At 38.8% G+C, this 15,647-nt stretch carries 16 protein-coding genes and 1 pseudogene; 9 read left to right on the top strand and 8 right to left on the bottom strand.

Going from position 1 to position 15,647, the window contains the following annotated elements; all coding sequences use genetic code 11:
* Positions 1-10: 10 nt before the first annotated feature.
* Positions 11-2,977, bottom strand: coding sequence for a TonB-dependent receptor (locus tag D172_RS10375; protein WP_007375481.1), 2,967 nt, complete (start codon positions 2,975-2,977; stop codon positions 11-13).
* 688 nt (positions 2,978-3,665) lie between these two features.
* Between D172_RS10375 and D172_RS10370 the strand changes: the two genes are divergently transcribed.
* From D172_RS10370 to D172_RS10340, 7 genes are all read left to right on the top strand, one after another.
* Positions 3,666-4,319: a hypothetical protein gene (locus D172_RS10370; protein ID WP_007375480.1), complete on the top strand. Its 654-nt coding sequence runs from the start codon at positions 3,666-3,668 to the stop codon at positions 4,317-4,319.
* 3 nt (positions 4,320-4,322) lie between these two features.
* On the top strand, positions 4,323-4,997 hold the full coding sequence (locus tag D172_RS10365; RefSeq protein WP_007375479.1) for a Crp/Fnr family transcriptional regulator: 675 nt from the start codon (positions 4,323-4,325) through the stop codon (positions 4,995-4,997).
* A gap of 70 nt (positions 4,998-5,067) precedes the next feature.
* Positions 5,068-5,475 carry a hypothetical protein gene (locus D172_RS10360; RefSeq protein WP_007375478.1) on the top strand — a complete coding sequence of 136 codons (408 nt, stop codon included), beginning with the start codon at positions 5,068-5,070 and terminating at the stop codon, positions 5,473-5,475.
* A gap of 83 nt (positions 5,476-5,558) precedes the next feature.
* Positions 5,559-6,062 (top strand): DUF962 domain-containing protein, encoded by a 504-nt coding sequence (locus tag D172_RS10355; protein WP_007375477.1) that lies wholly within the window; start codon positions 5,559-5,561, stop codon positions 6,060-6,062.
* A 60-nt stretch (positions 6,063-6,122) separates the two neighbouring features.
* Complete coding sequence (locus tag D172_RS10350; protein ID WP_007375476.1) at positions 6,123-6,914, top strand: SDR family oxidoreductase; 792 nt, start codon at positions 6,123-6,125, stop codon at positions 6,912-6,914.
* 61 nt (positions 6,915-6,975) lie between these two features.
* The gene (locus D172_RS10345) at positions 6,976-7,569 is read left to right on the top strand and encodes a DUF2238 domain-containing protein (protein WP_007375475.1); all 594 of its coding nucleotides are present in this window, start codon (positions 6,976-6,978) and stop codon (positions 7,567-7,569) included.
* Between the two features lie 60 nt (positions 7,570-7,629).
* Positions 7,630-8,085 (top strand): GNAT family N-acetyltransferase, encoded by a 456-nt coding sequence (locus D172_RS10340; RefSeq protein ID WP_007375474.1) that lies wholly within the window; start codon positions 7,630-7,632, stop codon positions 8,083-8,085.
* A 34-nt stretch (positions 8,086-8,119) separates the two neighbouring features.
* Here D172_RS10340 and D172_RS10335 read toward each other — a convergent pair whose 3' ends face one another.
* The 7 genes and pseudogenes from D172_RS10335 to D172_RS10310 all read right to left on the bottom strand — a co-directional run bounded on the left by D172_RS10335 (position 8,120) and on the right by D172_RS10310 (position 13,193).
* A complete protein-coding gene (locus tag D172_RS10335; RefSeq protein WP_033022984.1) occupies positions 8,120-8,422 on the bottom strand; it encodes a hypothetical protein in 303 nt (100 codons plus the stop codon).
* A gap of 73 nt (positions 8,423-8,495) precedes the next feature.
* On the bottom strand, positions 8,496-8,861 hold the full coding sequence (locus D172_RS10330; RefSeq protein WP_007375472.1) for a cupin domain-containing protein: 366 nt from the start codon (positions 8,859-8,861) through the stop codon (positions 8,496-8,498).
* Positions 8,862-8,980: 119 nt separating this feature from the next.
* Entirely contained in the window at positions 8,981-9,496 is a 516-nt protein-coding gene (locus D172_RS10325; RefSeq protein WP_033022982.1) for a hypothetical protein, read from the bottom strand.
* Between the two features lie 213 nt (positions 9,497-9,709).
* Positions 9,710-9,842, bottom strand: a pseudogene (locus D172_RS21925) (transposase); the annotation flags it as partial.
* 127 nt (positions 9,843-9,969) lie between these two features.
* Positions 9,970-10,926: a DUF4062 domain-containing protein gene (locus D172_RS10320; RefSeq protein WP_007375470.1), complete on the bottom strand. Its 957-nt coding sequence runs from the start codon at positions 10,924-10,926 to the stop codon at positions 9,970-9,972.
* Between the two features lie 746 nt (positions 10,927-11,672).
* The gene (locus tag D172_RS10315) at positions 11,673-11,852 is read right to left on the bottom strand and encodes a DUF6435 family protein (RefSeq protein WP_007375469.1); all 180 of its coding nucleotides are present in this window, start codon (positions 11,850-11,852) and stop codon (positions 11,673-11,675) included.
* 165 nt (positions 11,853-12,017) lie between these two features.
* Positions 12,018-13,193 (bottom strand): PQQ-dependent sugar dehydrogenase, encoded by a 1,176-nt coding sequence (locus D172_RS10310; RefSeq protein WP_007375468.1) that lies wholly within the window; start codon positions 13,191-13,193, stop codon positions 12,018-12,020.
* A gap of 266 nt (positions 13,194-13,459) precedes the next feature.
* Here D172_RS10310 and D172_RS10305 point away from each other — a divergent pair, with 266 nt between their 5' ends.
* The gene (locus D172_RS10305; protein ID WP_007375467.1) at positions 13,460-14,503 is read left to right on the top strand and encodes a flavin reductase family protein; all 1,044 of its coding nucleotides are present in this window, start codon (positions 13,460-13,462) and stop codon (positions 14,501-14,503) included.
* The gene (locus D172_RS10300) at positions 14,500-15,552 is read left to right on the top strand and encodes a fatty acid desaturase family protein (RefSeq protein ID WP_007375466.1); all 1,053 of its coding nucleotides are present in this window, start codon (positions 14,500-14,502) and stop codon (positions 15,550-15,552) included. Before D172_RS10305 ends, D172_RS10300 begins: the two co-directional genes overlap by 4 nt.
* Positions 15,553-15,647: the final 95 nt, after the last annotated feature.

Here is a 15,647-nt window from a genome sequence, read left to right as displayed (position 1 = left end):
TGTATTACCTTTAGAAGTTGTAACGCATACCAATATTGTAACGTGCACCTAGCTGTTGTAGGTTCCACAATTGAACTGACGTACGGCCATGTTCGCGGCTGTTTTGTTCAGTAATATTAAGGCCTTCAACAAAAAACGATAGTTGTTCGCTGTAGTTGTACGCAACATTAAAGTCGATTTGATAATATTCTTCAGTAAAGCCTGGCTCGTTTACGTATCGAGCTGCGCTATTTAAAAACTTATCACGCCAGTTGTAAGCAATACGTGCCTGAAAATCATCGTTTTCGTACATTGCTATAAAGTTAGCTGTATCGCTTAAACCCACTAATGCAAATTGTGTTGTAGTAGGGTCAGCGTTTACATCAAAGTCTATGTCGCCATTAACTGTGGTGTAGTTTGCTTGCACACCAAAGCCGCTTTCACCAAAAAAGTGCTGAAAGGCAATTTCGAAACCATCAATAGTGGCATTTTTATTGTTGGTAGGTACTTGCGCTGTAAATTCTAGTAATGGGTCATCGCTGTTAGCAATTACATCGTAAGCGGCTTCAAACTCTTCGTAAGTCATAGAGTCAAAATCAACGCCATTTTCTGTTGCGGCAACCATTTGAAATAAGTTTGAATCGGTTAGAGCAAGTCCGCGAGATTCTAGCTCAGCAATGGCAGCTTGAGCGCGAGGACCCGCTGTTGCATCGCGTAATCCGTAGTAGTTTTGCGTCATTGGTGTTAAACCAATAAAGTTTTCGATGTCTTTAGTGTAATAACCTACCGACACATAACTTGTTTCTGCAAAGTACCACTCAGCCGATACATCAATATTATCTGATTCAAGCGGCACTAAACCAGGGTTACCCGTTGACGCAGTAGCCGGTGAAGAACCCGCTAAAAGAGTAGGGGCGCCCGGTACACCAACAGTCGCTGCTGAACTTAAGTTGTCGTAAGTTGGGCGAGCAATTGTTGTGCTATAAGAAAAACGCGCTTTTATGTTTTCGATTACTTCTATGTCAAAGTCAAAGCTTGGTAAAAAGTGATCGTAGCTAGATTTAAGCGTGAAATCTTCTTTAGCTGAGCCAAAACGAACATTAAAGTCGTTATTACCTTCCCACGCTACTGCGTTAGGTAAGTCGATATTAGCCGTTGAGGTAATGTCGGTAGACTCTTGGCGCGCGCCAATTACAATGTTGTATGGCATATCGCCAATGTATCCGTTGTAAGTAAATTGCACAAACGCTGCGGTTATATCTTCTTCAATGGTGCGGTTAGTTGCAAATGCGCCATCGGCTGCAAAGTTAAACCCGTATTCTTCACCTGCCCAGTAACCAATTTGCGATGCGCTGCCAGTATAACCTTGGTTGTACGAGCCCGATGTATCGTAGTCGTCAAACTCAGCTAAAAAGTTTGTTGGGTTTAGGTAGCCATCAGGCAGTTCGCCTGGGTTTTCGATACCCCAGTTACCCATTGTATTACGTGTAAGTGATTGCAGTGAATGGCTTTCCATAGAGCGAGACTCTATACCAAAGTCAATTGCACCGTTTTCAATTTCGTATTTACCATGGATTCTAAATTCTGTTATTTCAGACTCTTGGCGAGCAAAGTTAGAATCTAAAATAGACGTACCCACATCAGAGGCATCTAACGTGTTATTACAATTTAGGTTATTTCGGCGGCAATCATCAAAATCGATACTCATTGATGGAAGTTCGCGGCTAAAATCAACTTCTTGTGCGTTAACTACGTTTGCACCCAAGCCTGCGTTTACCCAGCTGCCGTAAGGTGCATCTGGTTTGCTAGTGGCTTTTGAATTGTGCGCATCAAACATAAAGCTCAATTCTGAATTGAAATAGTACTCAACGTTTAAACCAATAGAGTCGTTTTGGTTAACTTGGTTTAACTCTTGAAACGCTAAACCTAAATCGCGTGTTTGCTGATCGCGACGTTCTTCTCGGTAATAAATAGGAGTTTTTACCGTGTTATCGTCAAACGTTAGCGCGCTTTTGTAGTTATCCATCCATATTGATTGCTCAGCACGGGCTTCGAATAAATCTTGCTTAGAATATGTGTAATCAAGCGTGGCTGTTAAATCGTCAATAGGGCTGTACTGCAGCGTTAATTGCGCGTTTGTACGAGTACGTTCTCTGTCGGCAATGGTGTAGCGCAAATCTGATGGCATTGAATAAAGCTGGCCAACGGCGGGTGCATTAGTTAAAACAATATCGTCTGCAGCTTGTGGGATTGTGCCGTCAAAAGCTGATGTATTCCATTGATTTACAAATGCACCTGTTGATGAGCTATCGCGCTGTTGCATACTTGCAGTTAACGAGGCACCAAATTTAGCTTCACTGTCGGTCCAGCTAATTAACCCCGAAAGCTCTGGTGTTATGTCATCACCAACGCGGTTTGTTGAGTCGTGTAATGCTTTTACGCCAATGCTTGAAACAAAGCCTGGGTTATCAAGTGGGCGAGCGGTATTAATATTAATTGTTGCGCCAATACCACCTGATGCAATGCTTGCTTTACCAGTTTTATATACTTCAACCGATTTAACGCTATCAGACGCTAAGTTTGCAAAGTCAAAAGCACGAGAGCTGGGTGTACCACCGCCTGCAGGCAAAGATGCCGCCGGCATTGTACGCCCGTTTAGGGTTACCATATTGTAGTCGGGGCCAAAACCACGAACCGTTACTTTAGAACCTTCACCATTTGAACGATCAATCGACACACCTGTAATACGCTGTAGCGACTCGGCTAAGTTGGTATCGGGGAATTTACCAATATCTTCAGCTGATATAGCATCTACAACACCAGCGGCGTCGCGTTTTAAACGAGTCGACTCTTTAATACTGCTTTTAAAACCAGTAACTTGAATTACTTCAACATCTGTATTTGCTTCTTGTGCATATACAGGTAAAGAGATTGATGCGCCTAAAATCAGAGATAGGCTAGTGGCTATCTTTGTTTTTCTTACAATATGGTTGGACATTCGGTTTCCCTCGCGCTTTTATCATTATTATTAACAGCTTGTATGGGGCTGTTATTGTGTAGTTATAAACATTGTCAAATGTATGGAAGCGCTTCCAGAAAGATCTGTTTAACTAGAATTTGTGGAAGCGCTTCCAGAAATGCTAGTTTAAATTTTGTATAGGGTCAACTATTGTTTTAATAAAATGAGACTAAATTGTTTTTAAAATGTATGTTTATTGGATTTGATTTTATTTAAATTATAAATTACAGGTGGTTATAAAAAACCATTTGAAATGGTGGTGTAACAATATTTTATTATAAGGAAGCTGGTTATTGATTCATTTAGTTATTTACACACTGTTATGAGGTGTTTAAATCAGCTTTTAGTAAGGGCTAAAGTTAATAAATCGGCCGTGGTCACTCAACAAAAAATAGGTACATTTGCTAACTTAGCGAAAATGCCGATGTAGTGATTATGTAAAACGCAATTGATGAAAACGCATCAAGCGGCGGTACTATCTCACTTTATGAATAGGTTATTAAAAAACCAATAATTGTTTAAAAAATCGTTAAATAAATCACTAAAAAGTAAGGTAGTTTTTGCAGAATATGGTTTAACCATAAACTTATAAAGTATTACGCATAAGGGAGTTGCGAGTCGCTAGTTTTATCGCTATTTTAAAGGTTCTCTCATAGATGGATTTTTTATGCGCAATAAATTTTTAGCGAGCTTTTATTCTTTTTTCTTATTAGTACTATTTGGGTGTGATGATCAAGTTTCGTCTTCGCAGAAAAAAGCCCATTTAGAGGATTTAGTAAAACCATCTTCAGATTCAAAACAACAAGAACAATTTACTAACGTTGAGGATCCAGTGTTAGTACTAGGGTTAGTTGCAACACATTGTAAAATGAATGAAACCGCTTATATAAACGCTAAGATGCAAAAAGTGCTGCGTAATCCAAGTGAAGATATTGCTTATAAACTTGAGCCTACTGATAACGTACTTTCTATTTGTGTTGCTAAAGACGACTCATCATTGAGCTATCGATTTGGTCGAATTAATGACATAGGGCTTGAAAAAGAAGCTACACCAAGTGCACCATTTGGTAGTTACTACAGGCAAGTAGGGCGTATTGGCGAGAGTATTTTATTTTTTAGTAATGGCGAGTATCATTATTATATTATTAACTCAGGCGGCATGGGCAGTGGTGTAACCGTTAATGTTTATAAAAATAAAACGCTAATAACTGAGCTTTTTTCAGGTAACGATCCTTATGATGACTTTGTTATAGCAACTGATTTAAATTTACCAAAAAAGCTGGTCAGTGAAAGGCAGCCTTTTAATAAGAAAATGCAGTAAATAATGACTCCACAACAGCAAAAGGTGATTGAACAAGGACACTGGTTTAAAAACCGCAGCCCTTATTTAAAAAGCTTTTTATTAACGCAAGGCAAAACGCTCACGCTAAAAGCCCAGCAATCATTATTTTTGCGAGGTGATAAGCACGATGGAATTTATGCCGTACTTAGCGGCGTGGTACGTATTAGTGGCGTAAGCAACGAAGGCAAAGAAGCCGTATTGAGTTTTGTAGATACGTCGCTGTGGTTTGGCGAAGTTACCTTGTTTGATGGTGGCCGGCGCACTCATGATGTATATGCACAAACTGATGTTGTGCTTTTTTACGTACCCCAACGCGCGCTTGAACAGCTTTTAAATGAACAGCCACAATATTGGCAAGAGTTTGGTTTATTGCTGGCACAAAAGTTACGGCTAATGTTTACCTCAATGGAAGATCACGCATTATTAAGCGCTGAACAAAAAGTATGTAATCGGCTTTTAATGTTGAGTGAACACACAGAGCATTTAACACCGCTTGTTTTATCTCAGCAGCAACTTGCTGATATGACCTACCTAACGCGCCAAACTATTAATCAAATACTGCAACAACTTGTTAGCCTACAAGCTATTAGCTTGGGGTATCAACGTATTACTATTATAGATAAACAAAAGTTACAGGCCTGTGCTGCACAAGCTTAAATAGGCTGGGTATTTTTAGTTGGAACCAAAATTGCTAAAGATAATGTAATGCAACAATGGATTTGAGCTAATGACAACAATAACCTTTAAAAATCAATATAGTAACTATAACTCATCGATTATAACTAAAGCGGCAAGCCCGAGCGAAGTTACGGCAACTAATGTCCTCCCTAATGAAAAAACAAGTGAAGTTAAAGGCATAAGCTCAGGCCCTCAAGAGCAAACATTTTTAGAAAGCGCGCAAGAAGCGCTGGTTTATCAGCGCTTAGGTGTAAATAAAGACAAGATAGACGAGCTCAAAGCGGCAATAGAAGAACTCACTAAAGAGCTACAAGGTGAGGGCGCAGACCCTGACGCAATTGCTGATAAAATTGAGGAACTTCAAAAAATGATCGATCAAGAGTATCAACAAGGGCGCGAGCGAATTGATATGCAAGGTGAGCATGAGCCGGGTAAAATAATTTCTGCATTTGCTTAATTTACACAATGTCGGATACCTGACATTGTTGTTGTGTCTACTTTTGCTAAAGTAAGTTTTACACATAAATTAAAGGCAATAAAATGAAAACACTTCAACAGCAACTTGGTAAATATGGTTTGTATCATCGTTCTAAGCGTAATGTACTAACGCACTTTTTTGGTATTCCGCTCATTGTATTTGCAGCGTTGTGTTTACTAGCGCGCATTCAAATACCCCTTGGTAGCTTTGTAATTGATGGCGCACAACTTTTTGTATTAGCGTCGGTTGTTTATTATTTTATGCTGAGCTTTTCGCTTGGCTTTATTATGGCCGTGATATTCACTTTACTCCTTGTTGGTGCTCAGCCTATTGCGGCAATGGCGTTTTGGCCGTGGTTGAGTATTGGCGTAGGTGTGTTTGTATTTGGCTGGGTACTGCAGTTTATTGGGCACTATTACGAAGGTAAAAAACCAGCGTTTGTAGATGACCTAATTGGTTTAATTATTGGCCCTTTGTACGTAACTGTTGAACTACTATTTTTAATGGGTTTTTACAAAACATTAGAAGATGAAGTAAACGCAATAGCGGGTCCTACAAGGGCGTAAAATACTTTACTAAGTACCTTTATAAAACCTAATAAATAACAATAAAAGGGCAGATAACGCATGCAATATAATAATAAAACCGTGTGGATCACCGGCGCATCATCAGGTATTGGTAAAGAGCTTGCTATACAATTTGCCGAGCTTGGAGCGCGCGTTATTTTATCGGCGCGCAATGTAGATAAACTAAACGATTTAAAAGCAACGCTTAAAGGCGAAGGGCACTTAGTTGTGCCGCTGGACTTAGCTCAGCCAGAGCATGTACTGAGTACAGTAACAGCAAAAATGAACGAGCTTCCTGCAATTGATATTTTAATTAATAACGGCGGCGTATCGCAGCGTAGCTTATTTTTAGAAAACGACTTTAACGTGTATCGCCAATTAATGGAGGTTAATTACTTTGGCTTAATTGCACTTACTAAAGCTATATTGCCTGCTATGGTGGCAAGGCGCAGTGGCTCAATTGTGTCTATTAGTAGTGTGGCGGGTAAAGTTGGTTCAAAATTTAGAACGGGATATTCGGGTTCTAAATATGCGGTTGTTGGTTTTATGGATTGCCTACGTGCAGAAGTTGCTGAACATAATATTCATTGTTTAACAATTTGCCCAGGTTCTATTAAAACAGCAATTGCGCATAACTCACTAAACGAGCAAGGCATAGCGCAAAATAAACCAGAAGAGTCGATAGAAAATGGCATGGATGTAAGCGTAGCAGCTTCAAAAATGATTCGTGCCATTAGTAATAAAAAAGACGAAGTGATTATTGGCAAAGGTTTAAGTGGTTGGGCGCCCACAATTAAACGCTTTTTTCCTACTTTGTTTAATCGCATTACTGCAAAAACAAACTATAGGTAGCGTCGTTTATTTCAAAGGCGTAAAATGCCGTAAATTTGATCAATTTAGAAAAGGATTCTAAATGAAGTATTTATGGCTGAGCCTGTTTTTTATTGTATTAATTTGGTCTGGTATTAACCCAAAAGATCAATTTACATGGCTGCTTGAAGTTATCCCCGCAATTATTGGCTTAGTGCTGCTAGCAAGTACCTATAGCCACTTTAAACTTACCCCTATTTTATACACTTTTATTTTAGCGCATTGTATTGTGCTGATGATTGGCGGGCATTACACCTACGCCGAAGTCCCTTTTTTCGACAACCTATTTGGTAGTGAGCGTAATAACTACGATAAAGTAGGGCACTTTTTTCAAGGGTTTGTACCTGCACTACTAGCTCGCGAAATTTTACTGCGCAAAAAAGTAGTAAATGGTCGAGGCTGGTTAATCACCTTTGTTATTTCGGTATGTTTAGCATTTAGCGCGTTTTACGAATTAATAGAGTGGTGGGTTGCAGTATTAAGCGGCGAAAACGCAGAAGCATTTTTAGGCACGCAAGGTTACGTGTGGGATACCCAATCAGATATGGGACTGGCGTTATTTGGGGCTATTTGCTCATTGTTAGTACTTTCAAGAGTACACGACAAACAGCTAAAAAACGTTAAAGATTATTTATAGGCTATAGGAACGTTCTATAGAAATGTTTATAAAAACATTGATAAAAAAGACTACTAACGTATGACAGTAAACACTAGTAACTACTCAATAAGTACAGACAAAAGCAAACTTAACTTTAACGTTATTTATAACTTTATTGCTAATAGCTATTGGGCCAAAGGCATTCCTAAAAGCGTGATGCAATCGGCTATTGATAACTCAATGTGTTTTGGTGTTTACAGCGCTCATAACGAACAAGTTGGCTTTGCCCGAGTAGTGACCGATAAAGCAACCTTTGCTTATTTAGCAGATGTATTTATTGCCCCGCACTTGCAAGGTAATGGGCTGAGTAAGTTACTTATTAAAACGATAGTAGAGCACCCTGAGCTACAAGGGCTCAGGCGCTTTTTATTAGCGACTTCTGATGCACATGGCCTTTACGCGCAATACGGGTTTAAACCGATAGACAACCCCGCACTACTAATGCAAATAAGTCCTGAGGATGTGTATGGTAAAAATTATCGTGATACCTATTAAATGGGGGAAGAGTAAATTCCGTCTAATGTTCTTGTTAGGTGTTTAAGCTTGATAGCATCATATATGTGACAAATGCAAAAAGACAAATAGGCACTAAAATATATGCGACTACATCTGACATACACCAAGTCCCTTCAAATAGCTGATCCCTTCTAAAAAGAGAAATAGTTGTGCCGTAAACAATTATAAGAACAACAGCTATTATTGGCATCCATGAAATTTCATCATTTGCCAAAAGCAATAATGGCAGCAATAAAGATATACACCACAGAGTAGCTACAAAACTTGCGCTTTTATAAAAGCTTGCCAAATACTTCATAACATCTAACGTCCGCATGCTGGTTGGCTAATATCCGAAGCGTAGGAGCCAACCAGTATTTATCATTGTTGAAGCGTTTGTTAGCTGTGCATTACACCCAAACATCATCTTCTGCTGTAAGTTCGCTACCTGAATCACCAGTATTAACAACACCTTTAGGTTCAACTATCATGATTTTACATTCTGAAGTTGCTATAGGTTTATGTTCAATGCCTTTAGGGATTACAAACATTTCACCTGATTCTAATGTAACGACTCCATCGCGAAATTCAATGTTAAGGCACCCTTCAATTACAATGAAAACTTCGTCAGTATCCGGGTGATCATGCCATACAAATTCACCTTCTACTTTGACCAATTTAAACTGATAGTCATTCATTTCTGCAATTACACGAGGAGACCAATGATCTGTAAACTTAGTAAACTTTTCTTTAAAATTGATTGCATTATGTTTCATGAAAACTTCTCTATAGCTAGTACAGCTAGCGCCCGCATAAAATGCGGATAATGCTTGGCTAAAATTAGCGAAGAATGAGCGTCAGCCAAGCGTTTGACGTCATTTTTGATGCGCTTAAGTTATCTATTTAGACGGTATAAGCCACATTCATTAGCCCATTTTTCAATTTTTTCTGCGTGTTTAGGATTACGTAAATAGAAAACATTAGTGTCGTCCCAGCTTTCAAAATATACAGCCTCCAACTCAGGCAGCATCACTTTATAAAAATGACTACTATCTACATTATGTGGAGCGCACATTAGGTAAGCTTCTTTAGCAGCGTCCGAGGTAAATTTGCGAAACTGTGGTTTAGCTGAACTCCAACGACCTTTAAATGTAAAGTTTAGAACCTCAGTGTTGTCGATTAATTTTTTCGCAAATTTAACGAATTTTGCATCTCTACTTTGTTGCTCCTCATCAGCAACATCAGATAAGTATTTAATTGAGTCTTCTGCTCCCAACCAACGATCGAAAACCGAAACCGCCATGTAAGTATATGCATCAGTATCTTCTACAGCATACAACTTATCAAGATCTGGATACTTTTCTCGCAAGTCTATTTGAGATTGTATATCCAATGCCAGAAATTTACGCATATCTTCCTTGGTAACTTAACGAGCCTGTAGATTAACTCGTTTTTTAATTTTTTTATTGATAAATAAACCATAGCTGAGTTCCTATTTTGGTTCAATTGATTACTGTATTTTTACGTAGAATATTGAAGTGTTTGATATTGTTTTAATTAGCGTTTTGGAAGGGGGGACGGGTGTTTGAGTGGCTTTTATTTAGGGTAAAATGGCTTATCCTTCTTAATGCATCGTGTTTTGCAGCTTTTCTATATTATGAACAAGGCAATACAGTTGCCGCAGCGTGAAGTAAGGCATTCACTTTCATTTGACCCCGTAAGGTCAATTTATTCATACCTTTGTTCACTGTAATGTTCCGCTTTTTATTTAAAGGAAAGTCGGTTCAAGGTAATTAGGATGGGTGTCATCCTAATTTCTGCCCATTGCGGACCCGCATGATGGGTGTTGTGGGGGCTGGAGGTTAGAGACCTCCGGCTACCCGATTAAGTTCTATTTTTTAAGATTTGCTTCTTTTCAATATAAGCTAAGAATTCTTGCCCTTGCTTAGTTAGAGAAAAACGACGATATTTTACAGATGCGACTTTTTCATTTATTACGAGATTATGTATTTGTAACTTAGGAAGTATATTTTGATAAACAAACATGGTTAAATCATCAGTACCATGCTGATTTGTAACACCTGTAATTAGATGATCTTTTAGCCACATCAGCGCAGCGAACAAATTCATTTTAGGCTGTTCCATAGCCTTCGGAAAATCAATTTCAATTGATTTCAAGATCAAAGCCAACTCTTCATTTGACGAATCTTCCTTAGATGATGGTGCATTTTTAAGCTTGTCTTGAAGAGAGCCCATCTCATTTGTCAGTTCTCTATTTTCTTTAGTTAATCGTGTTATTTCATCAACCAAGCTTTTCGTATCTGGTACTTCTGCGCCTGATATCCAACCGTCTAATTCTCTAGTTGCAGCAATCTCAGGTAAACTTTCCAGAACACATAATCGAATATCTTTTTCATCTTCGTAAAATGATGACATATTAGATAATACTTTTTGTTTAAATGCTTTCAATTCGACTGGATGATCTTTTTCGAAAACAGAAGCACCAACTTTTTTAATTTTTTCATCTAACGCATTATCGTTTATAACAACTGCGAATAATGGTTTCCCTATATCTAAAGCATAATTGTATTCTAACTCTGTATAACTTAAACCACTGTCTGGCTCAACACTTCCATATCTTCCACCTAAAATTAACATATAAACATCTGATTCATCGATCCAACGCTTAATAATACTCCATTGGCTTTGATCTCCGGCTGTAAATAATTCCATCCCAGCAGGTATATGTCCTGATTTCAAAATTGCGGACACAGCGGCTTGTCTTTCAGGAACTAAATCTAAATAGGTTGATGAGACGAATACTTGTAATCTTTTTTTCATTAATTTCTCTTTAAACACAGAAGGTAGATAGCAACACGGGCACTTAACACTTTAGTATTTATGCAACACGTAGTTTGTGTTGCATAATCGCTTGTTGGACTGAGGCGCTACCTGCTCGGTGTGTTCGCGTTGGTATTGTTTATGCTATGGACTTTACTTATAAAGAAAGGCTTTTTATGGCCTAACCGATATTTAGCCAATTTCATTGACGTGTATATCGTATCTAAGCTATCCCTGCGTTACTCAGCGTTTATTATGTCCCCATTAAACCTAATATTTAACTGTTAAGCAATGATATTTTCACCACGCACAGTCGCTACTAACCTGAGCAATTAAGCAGGTTAACTCATTGATTCTATTCAGCAGGCTCGCCCACTAACTCGTTCGCTCTGTTGTAAGAATTGCTGTTTCCGACGCTGATATACCAATAAATCGTAAGTAACTGCTTTAATTACACTTGCTTGTGTAAGCATATTATAAAGGGTGGTTTAGGGATGGTGGAAGCTGTAAAAAACGAGGTCATAAATTATTTACTAAACGCGTCTTCCTGCTTTTGAAACAGGGCTGACACGTTTAAGTATACTTATACCAGTCGACTTAAATATTTAGCCTTTCTAGCGTGCTAAATAAAGCGTTAACGGCGTTATAAATTTCTCATGTAGAACAACTACATGTCGAAATTTATGCCTTGTTATCACTCTATTTATCCGTCGCTATAAATGTCTAATAACTTAATACGATTGGTATTATTTGGCTTTTTTAGCCTCTAGAGTTTCTATTTCACTCCAGATTTTTTCGGCTTCTGCGCTTAACATTGCAAAGCTTTTAATGTCGCCTTTTCTTTGTGCCTGCATGCCTTGCTCTAGTTTTACGTCGTATTCTTTACGCAGTTTTTTTACGGGATCAGGCTTTAAAAATGAAAACATTAGTATTCTCTTAATTTATTAAGTTATATGTAATTAGTGTACGCATTAATGGGCTTAATAGTTCTTTGTTTGGTGAAAATGTTTACTTTGCGCTTTAAAAGCGCAAAGTAAACACGGTGTAATTATTAACGTACTGTGTGCTAGTTCTGGTTCTAGTGCTAATGTTTACATTTCTGGCTCTAGGCGTTTAATACCTTGCCCATCAATACCTAAATAAATAAAACCATTACTGCTTTGGGCTAAGCTGCGTACTCTGCCAATTCCATCGAGTATTTTATATTGCTTAACAACCTTACCTTTTGAGAGCTCTAGTGCGCTAATGAATGCAAATTTCATTGATGCTAGTAATAGCTTACCTTTAAGCTTTGGGTATTTATCACTCGTTACATACAACATATCGGATGGCGCAATAGAAGGGGTCCAGTGTAATGCGGGCGATTGCATGCCGTCTTTTTCTTTAAGGTCGGTAAACTTGGTACCGCTGTAGTTAACGCCATAGCTTACTAAAGGCCATCCGTAGTTAGCGCCTTTTTTTATTATATTAAGTTCATCGCCGCCGCGTGGTCCGTGCTCGTGAGACCATAAAATATTGTTTTGATTATTAAACCACATGCCTTGTGGATTACGGTGCCCATAAGACCATGCCGCATGTTTTGCATCTTTTTGTTTAACAAACGGATTGTCGCTTGGGATATTACCGTTTTCGTGTAAGCGATAAATTTTACCGCCATCACGCGTGAGATCTTGCGGGTTTATGTCGCGCGAGCCGCGATCGCCAATTGAAAAATAAACATAACCTTCATTATCAAACACAATACGGCTGCCGTAGTGCTGGCCTTTGGTACTATTATGCTCGCCTTTGTATAGCAATTGCTGATCAGACAGCTGCGTATGATCGCTATTTAGCTTGGCGCGCATTAAGGCGGTGTTACTTCCGCTTCCTTTGCCCTCACTACTTGAGTAACTAAAGTACAGCCATTGGTTTTGCTTACTATCGGTGTGTAGTGATAAATCAAGCAATCCACCTTGGCCATTAGCGTCAATGTCGGGCAGCCCTGAAACCTTAGTTAACGTAGTGGTATTTTTAGGTAATAAAAATAACGCTCCGCTGCGCTCAGATATTAGTAAATCACCATTAGCTAAAGGCTCAATAGCCCAAGGTATAACCACTCCTTCTGCCGCTGTTACTGCGTTAACGTTAAGCGATAAAGTATCGAGCTGTTTATAGTTTTTTACGTAATCGCTTTTTGCATTTGCGGGTGCATTAATAGCAAACATAGCAACGGTTAAGCCTGCACTTATTAGTTTAGGGTGAATGTTATGTGACCTTAAATTTATCATTATGGCTTCCAAAATTAATTCAATCTTACATAACCTTAACATGGCATAAATGAATTTGTTAAGCGTTGAGTTGAATGAAAAACACACACTTATATATTTTAAAATTACCTCTTCACAGGAAATTGTTTTAGCAAATTGCGCTAATAAAAATTGAATAATTACTCTATTGGGGTTGAAAACTTAAAATTTGAGCGTACACTTGTGCGCTGAAGTTTGGGCGTACACGTGTAAGTTCAAAGTAATTAAGATTTGATAGAGATTTAACCATGATGACTCAAGTATTAAACCAATTTTCAAAATGGTTTTTACACCATCAAAGTTTTGCAGGCTACATAGAGCCAATAATGCAGGTGTTTAAACCTGCGTGGCGTGCAGGGCAGTTTAGAGCGCAAGTAGTTAGTACAGCTGTGCTTGATGGCGGTTTTTTAAGTGTGCAACTTAAGCCAAGCAAACAATGGCAGGCACATACGTCAGGGCAGCATATAAGTTTAACGGTTGAAATTAATGGGCGATTATTAACACGCGTTTTTACCGTGGCCTCAAGCGCTCAGCAATTTAAAAATACAGGTTTGGTGCGCTTACTAATCAAAACAAATGCGCAAGGGCGCTTTACAGGCTTACTCAGCAGTGCATTAAAAGCGGGGTTGTGGTGCAATATTTCTGCGCCAAGCGGCGACTTTGTTTTTAAAAACACACACACGCCAGCCACTTTTATTGCAGGCGGCTCGGGTATAACACCTATGCTGGCTATGCTTGATGATTACTTAAGCCAAACTACGCAAAAAGTGTCGTTAGTGTATTACGCAAAAGCCACTGAGCATCAATGTGTTGATGAGCTAAGTGAGTTGGCAGCGCAATTTGAGCATTTTTCGTTTTTATTATTAACGCGTGAGCAATCAAGCGATATAACCAGCAATATTAAGCCGTGGGAAAACCCAGACATTTACTGCTGTGGCCCTGCAGCATTTATGCAAACGGTGAGCGATTTTGCTAAAACGCATAAGCTAAATTACTACCAAGAGGCCTTTGGTTTGGCGCTGCCTACCTTAAACGACGACAGCCAATTTAATGTAAAAATTAACGCTAGTGCCCATGTTGTATCGGGCAACGATGTTTTACTGACTCAGTTTGAAGAAAAAAAGCTCCCCGTTAAACGCGGTTGCGGTATTGGTATTTGCCATCAATGCCAATGTATTAAAAAGTCAGGCGTGGTACGTAATTTAAAAACAGGTGAATTGAGTGACAACGGCGAGCAATTAATACAACTTTGCGTAAGCCAACCTGTTAGTGATTTGGAGTTACAATTATGAAAAACATTAACTATGACATGCTCGCAAGCGAGCTAGATGCCATTAAAATGGACACCCTTGGCAAAGTAGGCCAACAAGATGCCGACTATATTCGCTCTGTTGTGCGCAAACAGCGAGTGTGTGAATGGAGCGGGCGAATTTTGCTAATGCTCGGTTTTATTCAACCATTATTGTGGGTTGCAGGTGTGTTGTTATTAGCGCTTGCTAAAATTTTAGACAATATGGAAATTGGCCACAATGTAATGCATGGTCAATACGATTGGATGAACGACAAGCAACTCAACTCACAACATTATGAGTGGGACATAGCGTGCGATGGACAAAGTTGGCATCGCGTTCATAACTTTGAACACCATACGTATACTAATATTATTGGTAAAGACAGAGACTTTGGTTATGGCTTGTTGCGTTTAAGCGATGATTTTAAGTGGCGTTTTAAAAATGTATGGCAGTTTTTTACGTATATTAATTTAAGTGTGTTATTTCAGTGGGGCGTGTCGTATCACGAGTTAGCAGCAGAGCGTGTTTTTATTGGTAAAAAGAAAGAAAACCGCGAAGGGCTTGTTTCACACTCTACATTAAAGCATCGCTTTTTTAGTAAAGGCGCTCGCCAATTAATTAAAGATTATGCGATATTTCCGTTACTTGCAGGGCCTTTATTTTTATGGGTATTGGCGGGGAATTTAGTAGCAAACTTAATCCGTAATTTATGGACGTCGACCATAATATTTTGTGGTCACTTTACTGAAGAAACGCAAACTTTTAAACAAGAAGACTGCGTAAACGAAACCCAAGGGCAGTGGTATTACCGCCAAGTATTGGGCTCGTCTAACATTAAAGGGTCGCATTGGTTTCATGTTTTAACAGGGCATTTGAGCTACCAAATAGAGCATCACTTATTTCCAGATATGCCGTCTTCGCGCTATCAAGAAGTTGCACCTCAAGTACAAGCCGTTTTGAAAAAACACGGCATTGATTACCATACAGGTAGCTTTTTTAAACAGTATACCTCGGTGTTAAAACGTATTATTAGGTATTCGTTCAAGTAAATTATTTACCTTTAAGAATCGGCTAGTGCAACTGCATTAGTCGATTTTTTTGTTTATAGCACCCAATGCGGTTGATTAGTAAACAGTACTTGCAA

Origin of the sequence: Pseudoalteromonas sp. Bsw20308 (assembly GCF_000310105.2) — a bacterium.
In the GTDB taxonomy this organism is placed as follows: Bacteria; Pseudomonadota; Gammaproteobacteria; order Enterobacterales; family Alteromonadaceae; genus Pseudoalteromonas; species Pseudoalteromonas fuliginea.
Note: the sequence above shows the minus strand (reverse complement) of the source record. Positions and strands in the feature narration are given on the sequence as shown.

Excerpts from the sequence above, each read along its gene's own strand:
- D172_RS10375 (WP_007375481.1), bottom strand. The coding sequence starts at position 2,977 with ATGTCCAACCATATTGTAAGAAAAACAAAGATAGCCACTAGCCTATCT.
- D172_RS10300 (WP_007375466.1), top strand. The coding sequence starts at position 14,500 with ATGAAAAACATTAACTATGACATGCTCGCAAGCGAGCTAGATGCCATT.
- D172_RS10325 (WP_033022982.1), bottom strand. The coding sequence starts at position 9,496 with ATGCGTAAATTTCTGGCATTGGATATACAATCTCAAATAGACTTGCGA.
- D172_RS10320 (WP_007375470.1), bottom strand. The coding sequence starts at position 10,926 with ATGAAAAAAAGATTACAAGTATTCGTCTCATCAACCTATTTAGATTTA.
- D172_RS10345 (WP_007375475.1), top strand. The coding sequence starts at position 6,976 with ATGAAGTATTTATGGCTGAGCCTGTTTTTTATTGTATTAATTTGGTCT.
- D172_RS10305 (WP_007375467.1), top strand. The coding sequence starts at position 13,460 with ATGATGACTCAAGTATTAAACCAATTTTCAAAATGGTTTTTACACCAT.
- D172_RS10365 (WP_007375479.1), top strand. The coding sequence starts at position 4,323 with ATGACTCCACAACAGCAAAAGGTGATTGAACAAGGACACTGGTTTAAA.
- D172_RS10340 (WP_007375474.1), top strand. The coding sequence starts at position 7,630 with ATGACAGTAAACACTAGTAACTACTCAATAAGTACAGACAAAAGCAAA.
- D172_RS10360 (WP_007375478.1), top strand. The coding sequence starts at position 5,068 with ATGACAACAATAACCTTTAAAAATCAATATAGTAACTATAACTCATCG.
- D172_RS10330 (WP_007375472.1), bottom strand. The coding sequence starts at position 8,861 with ATGAAACATAATGCAATCAATTTTAAAGAAAAGTTTACTAAGTTTACA.
- D172_RS10335 (WP_033022984.1), bottom strand. The coding sequence starts at position 8,422 with ATGCGGACGTTAGATGTTATGAAGTATTTGGCAAGCTTTTATAAAAGC.
- D172_RS10310 (WP_007375468.1), bottom strand. The coding sequence starts at position 13,193 with ATGATAAATTTAAGGTCACATAACATTCACCCTAAACTAATAAGTGCA.
- D172_RS10350 (WP_007375476.1), top strand. The coding sequence starts at position 6,123 with ATGCAATATAATAATAAAACCGTGTGGATCACCGGCGCATCATCAGGT.
- D172_RS10355 (WP_007375477.1), top strand. The coding sequence starts at position 5,559 with ATGAAAACACTTCAACAGCAACTTGGTAAATATGGTTTGTATCATCGT.
- D172_RS10315 (WP_007375469.1), bottom strand. The coding sequence starts at position 11,852 with ATGTTTTCATTTTTAAAGCCTGATCCCGTAAAAAAACTGCGTAAAGAA.
- D172_RS10370 (WP_007375480.1), top strand. The coding sequence starts at position 3,666 with ATGCGCAATAAATTTTTAGCGAGCTTTTATTCTTTTTTCTTATTAGTA.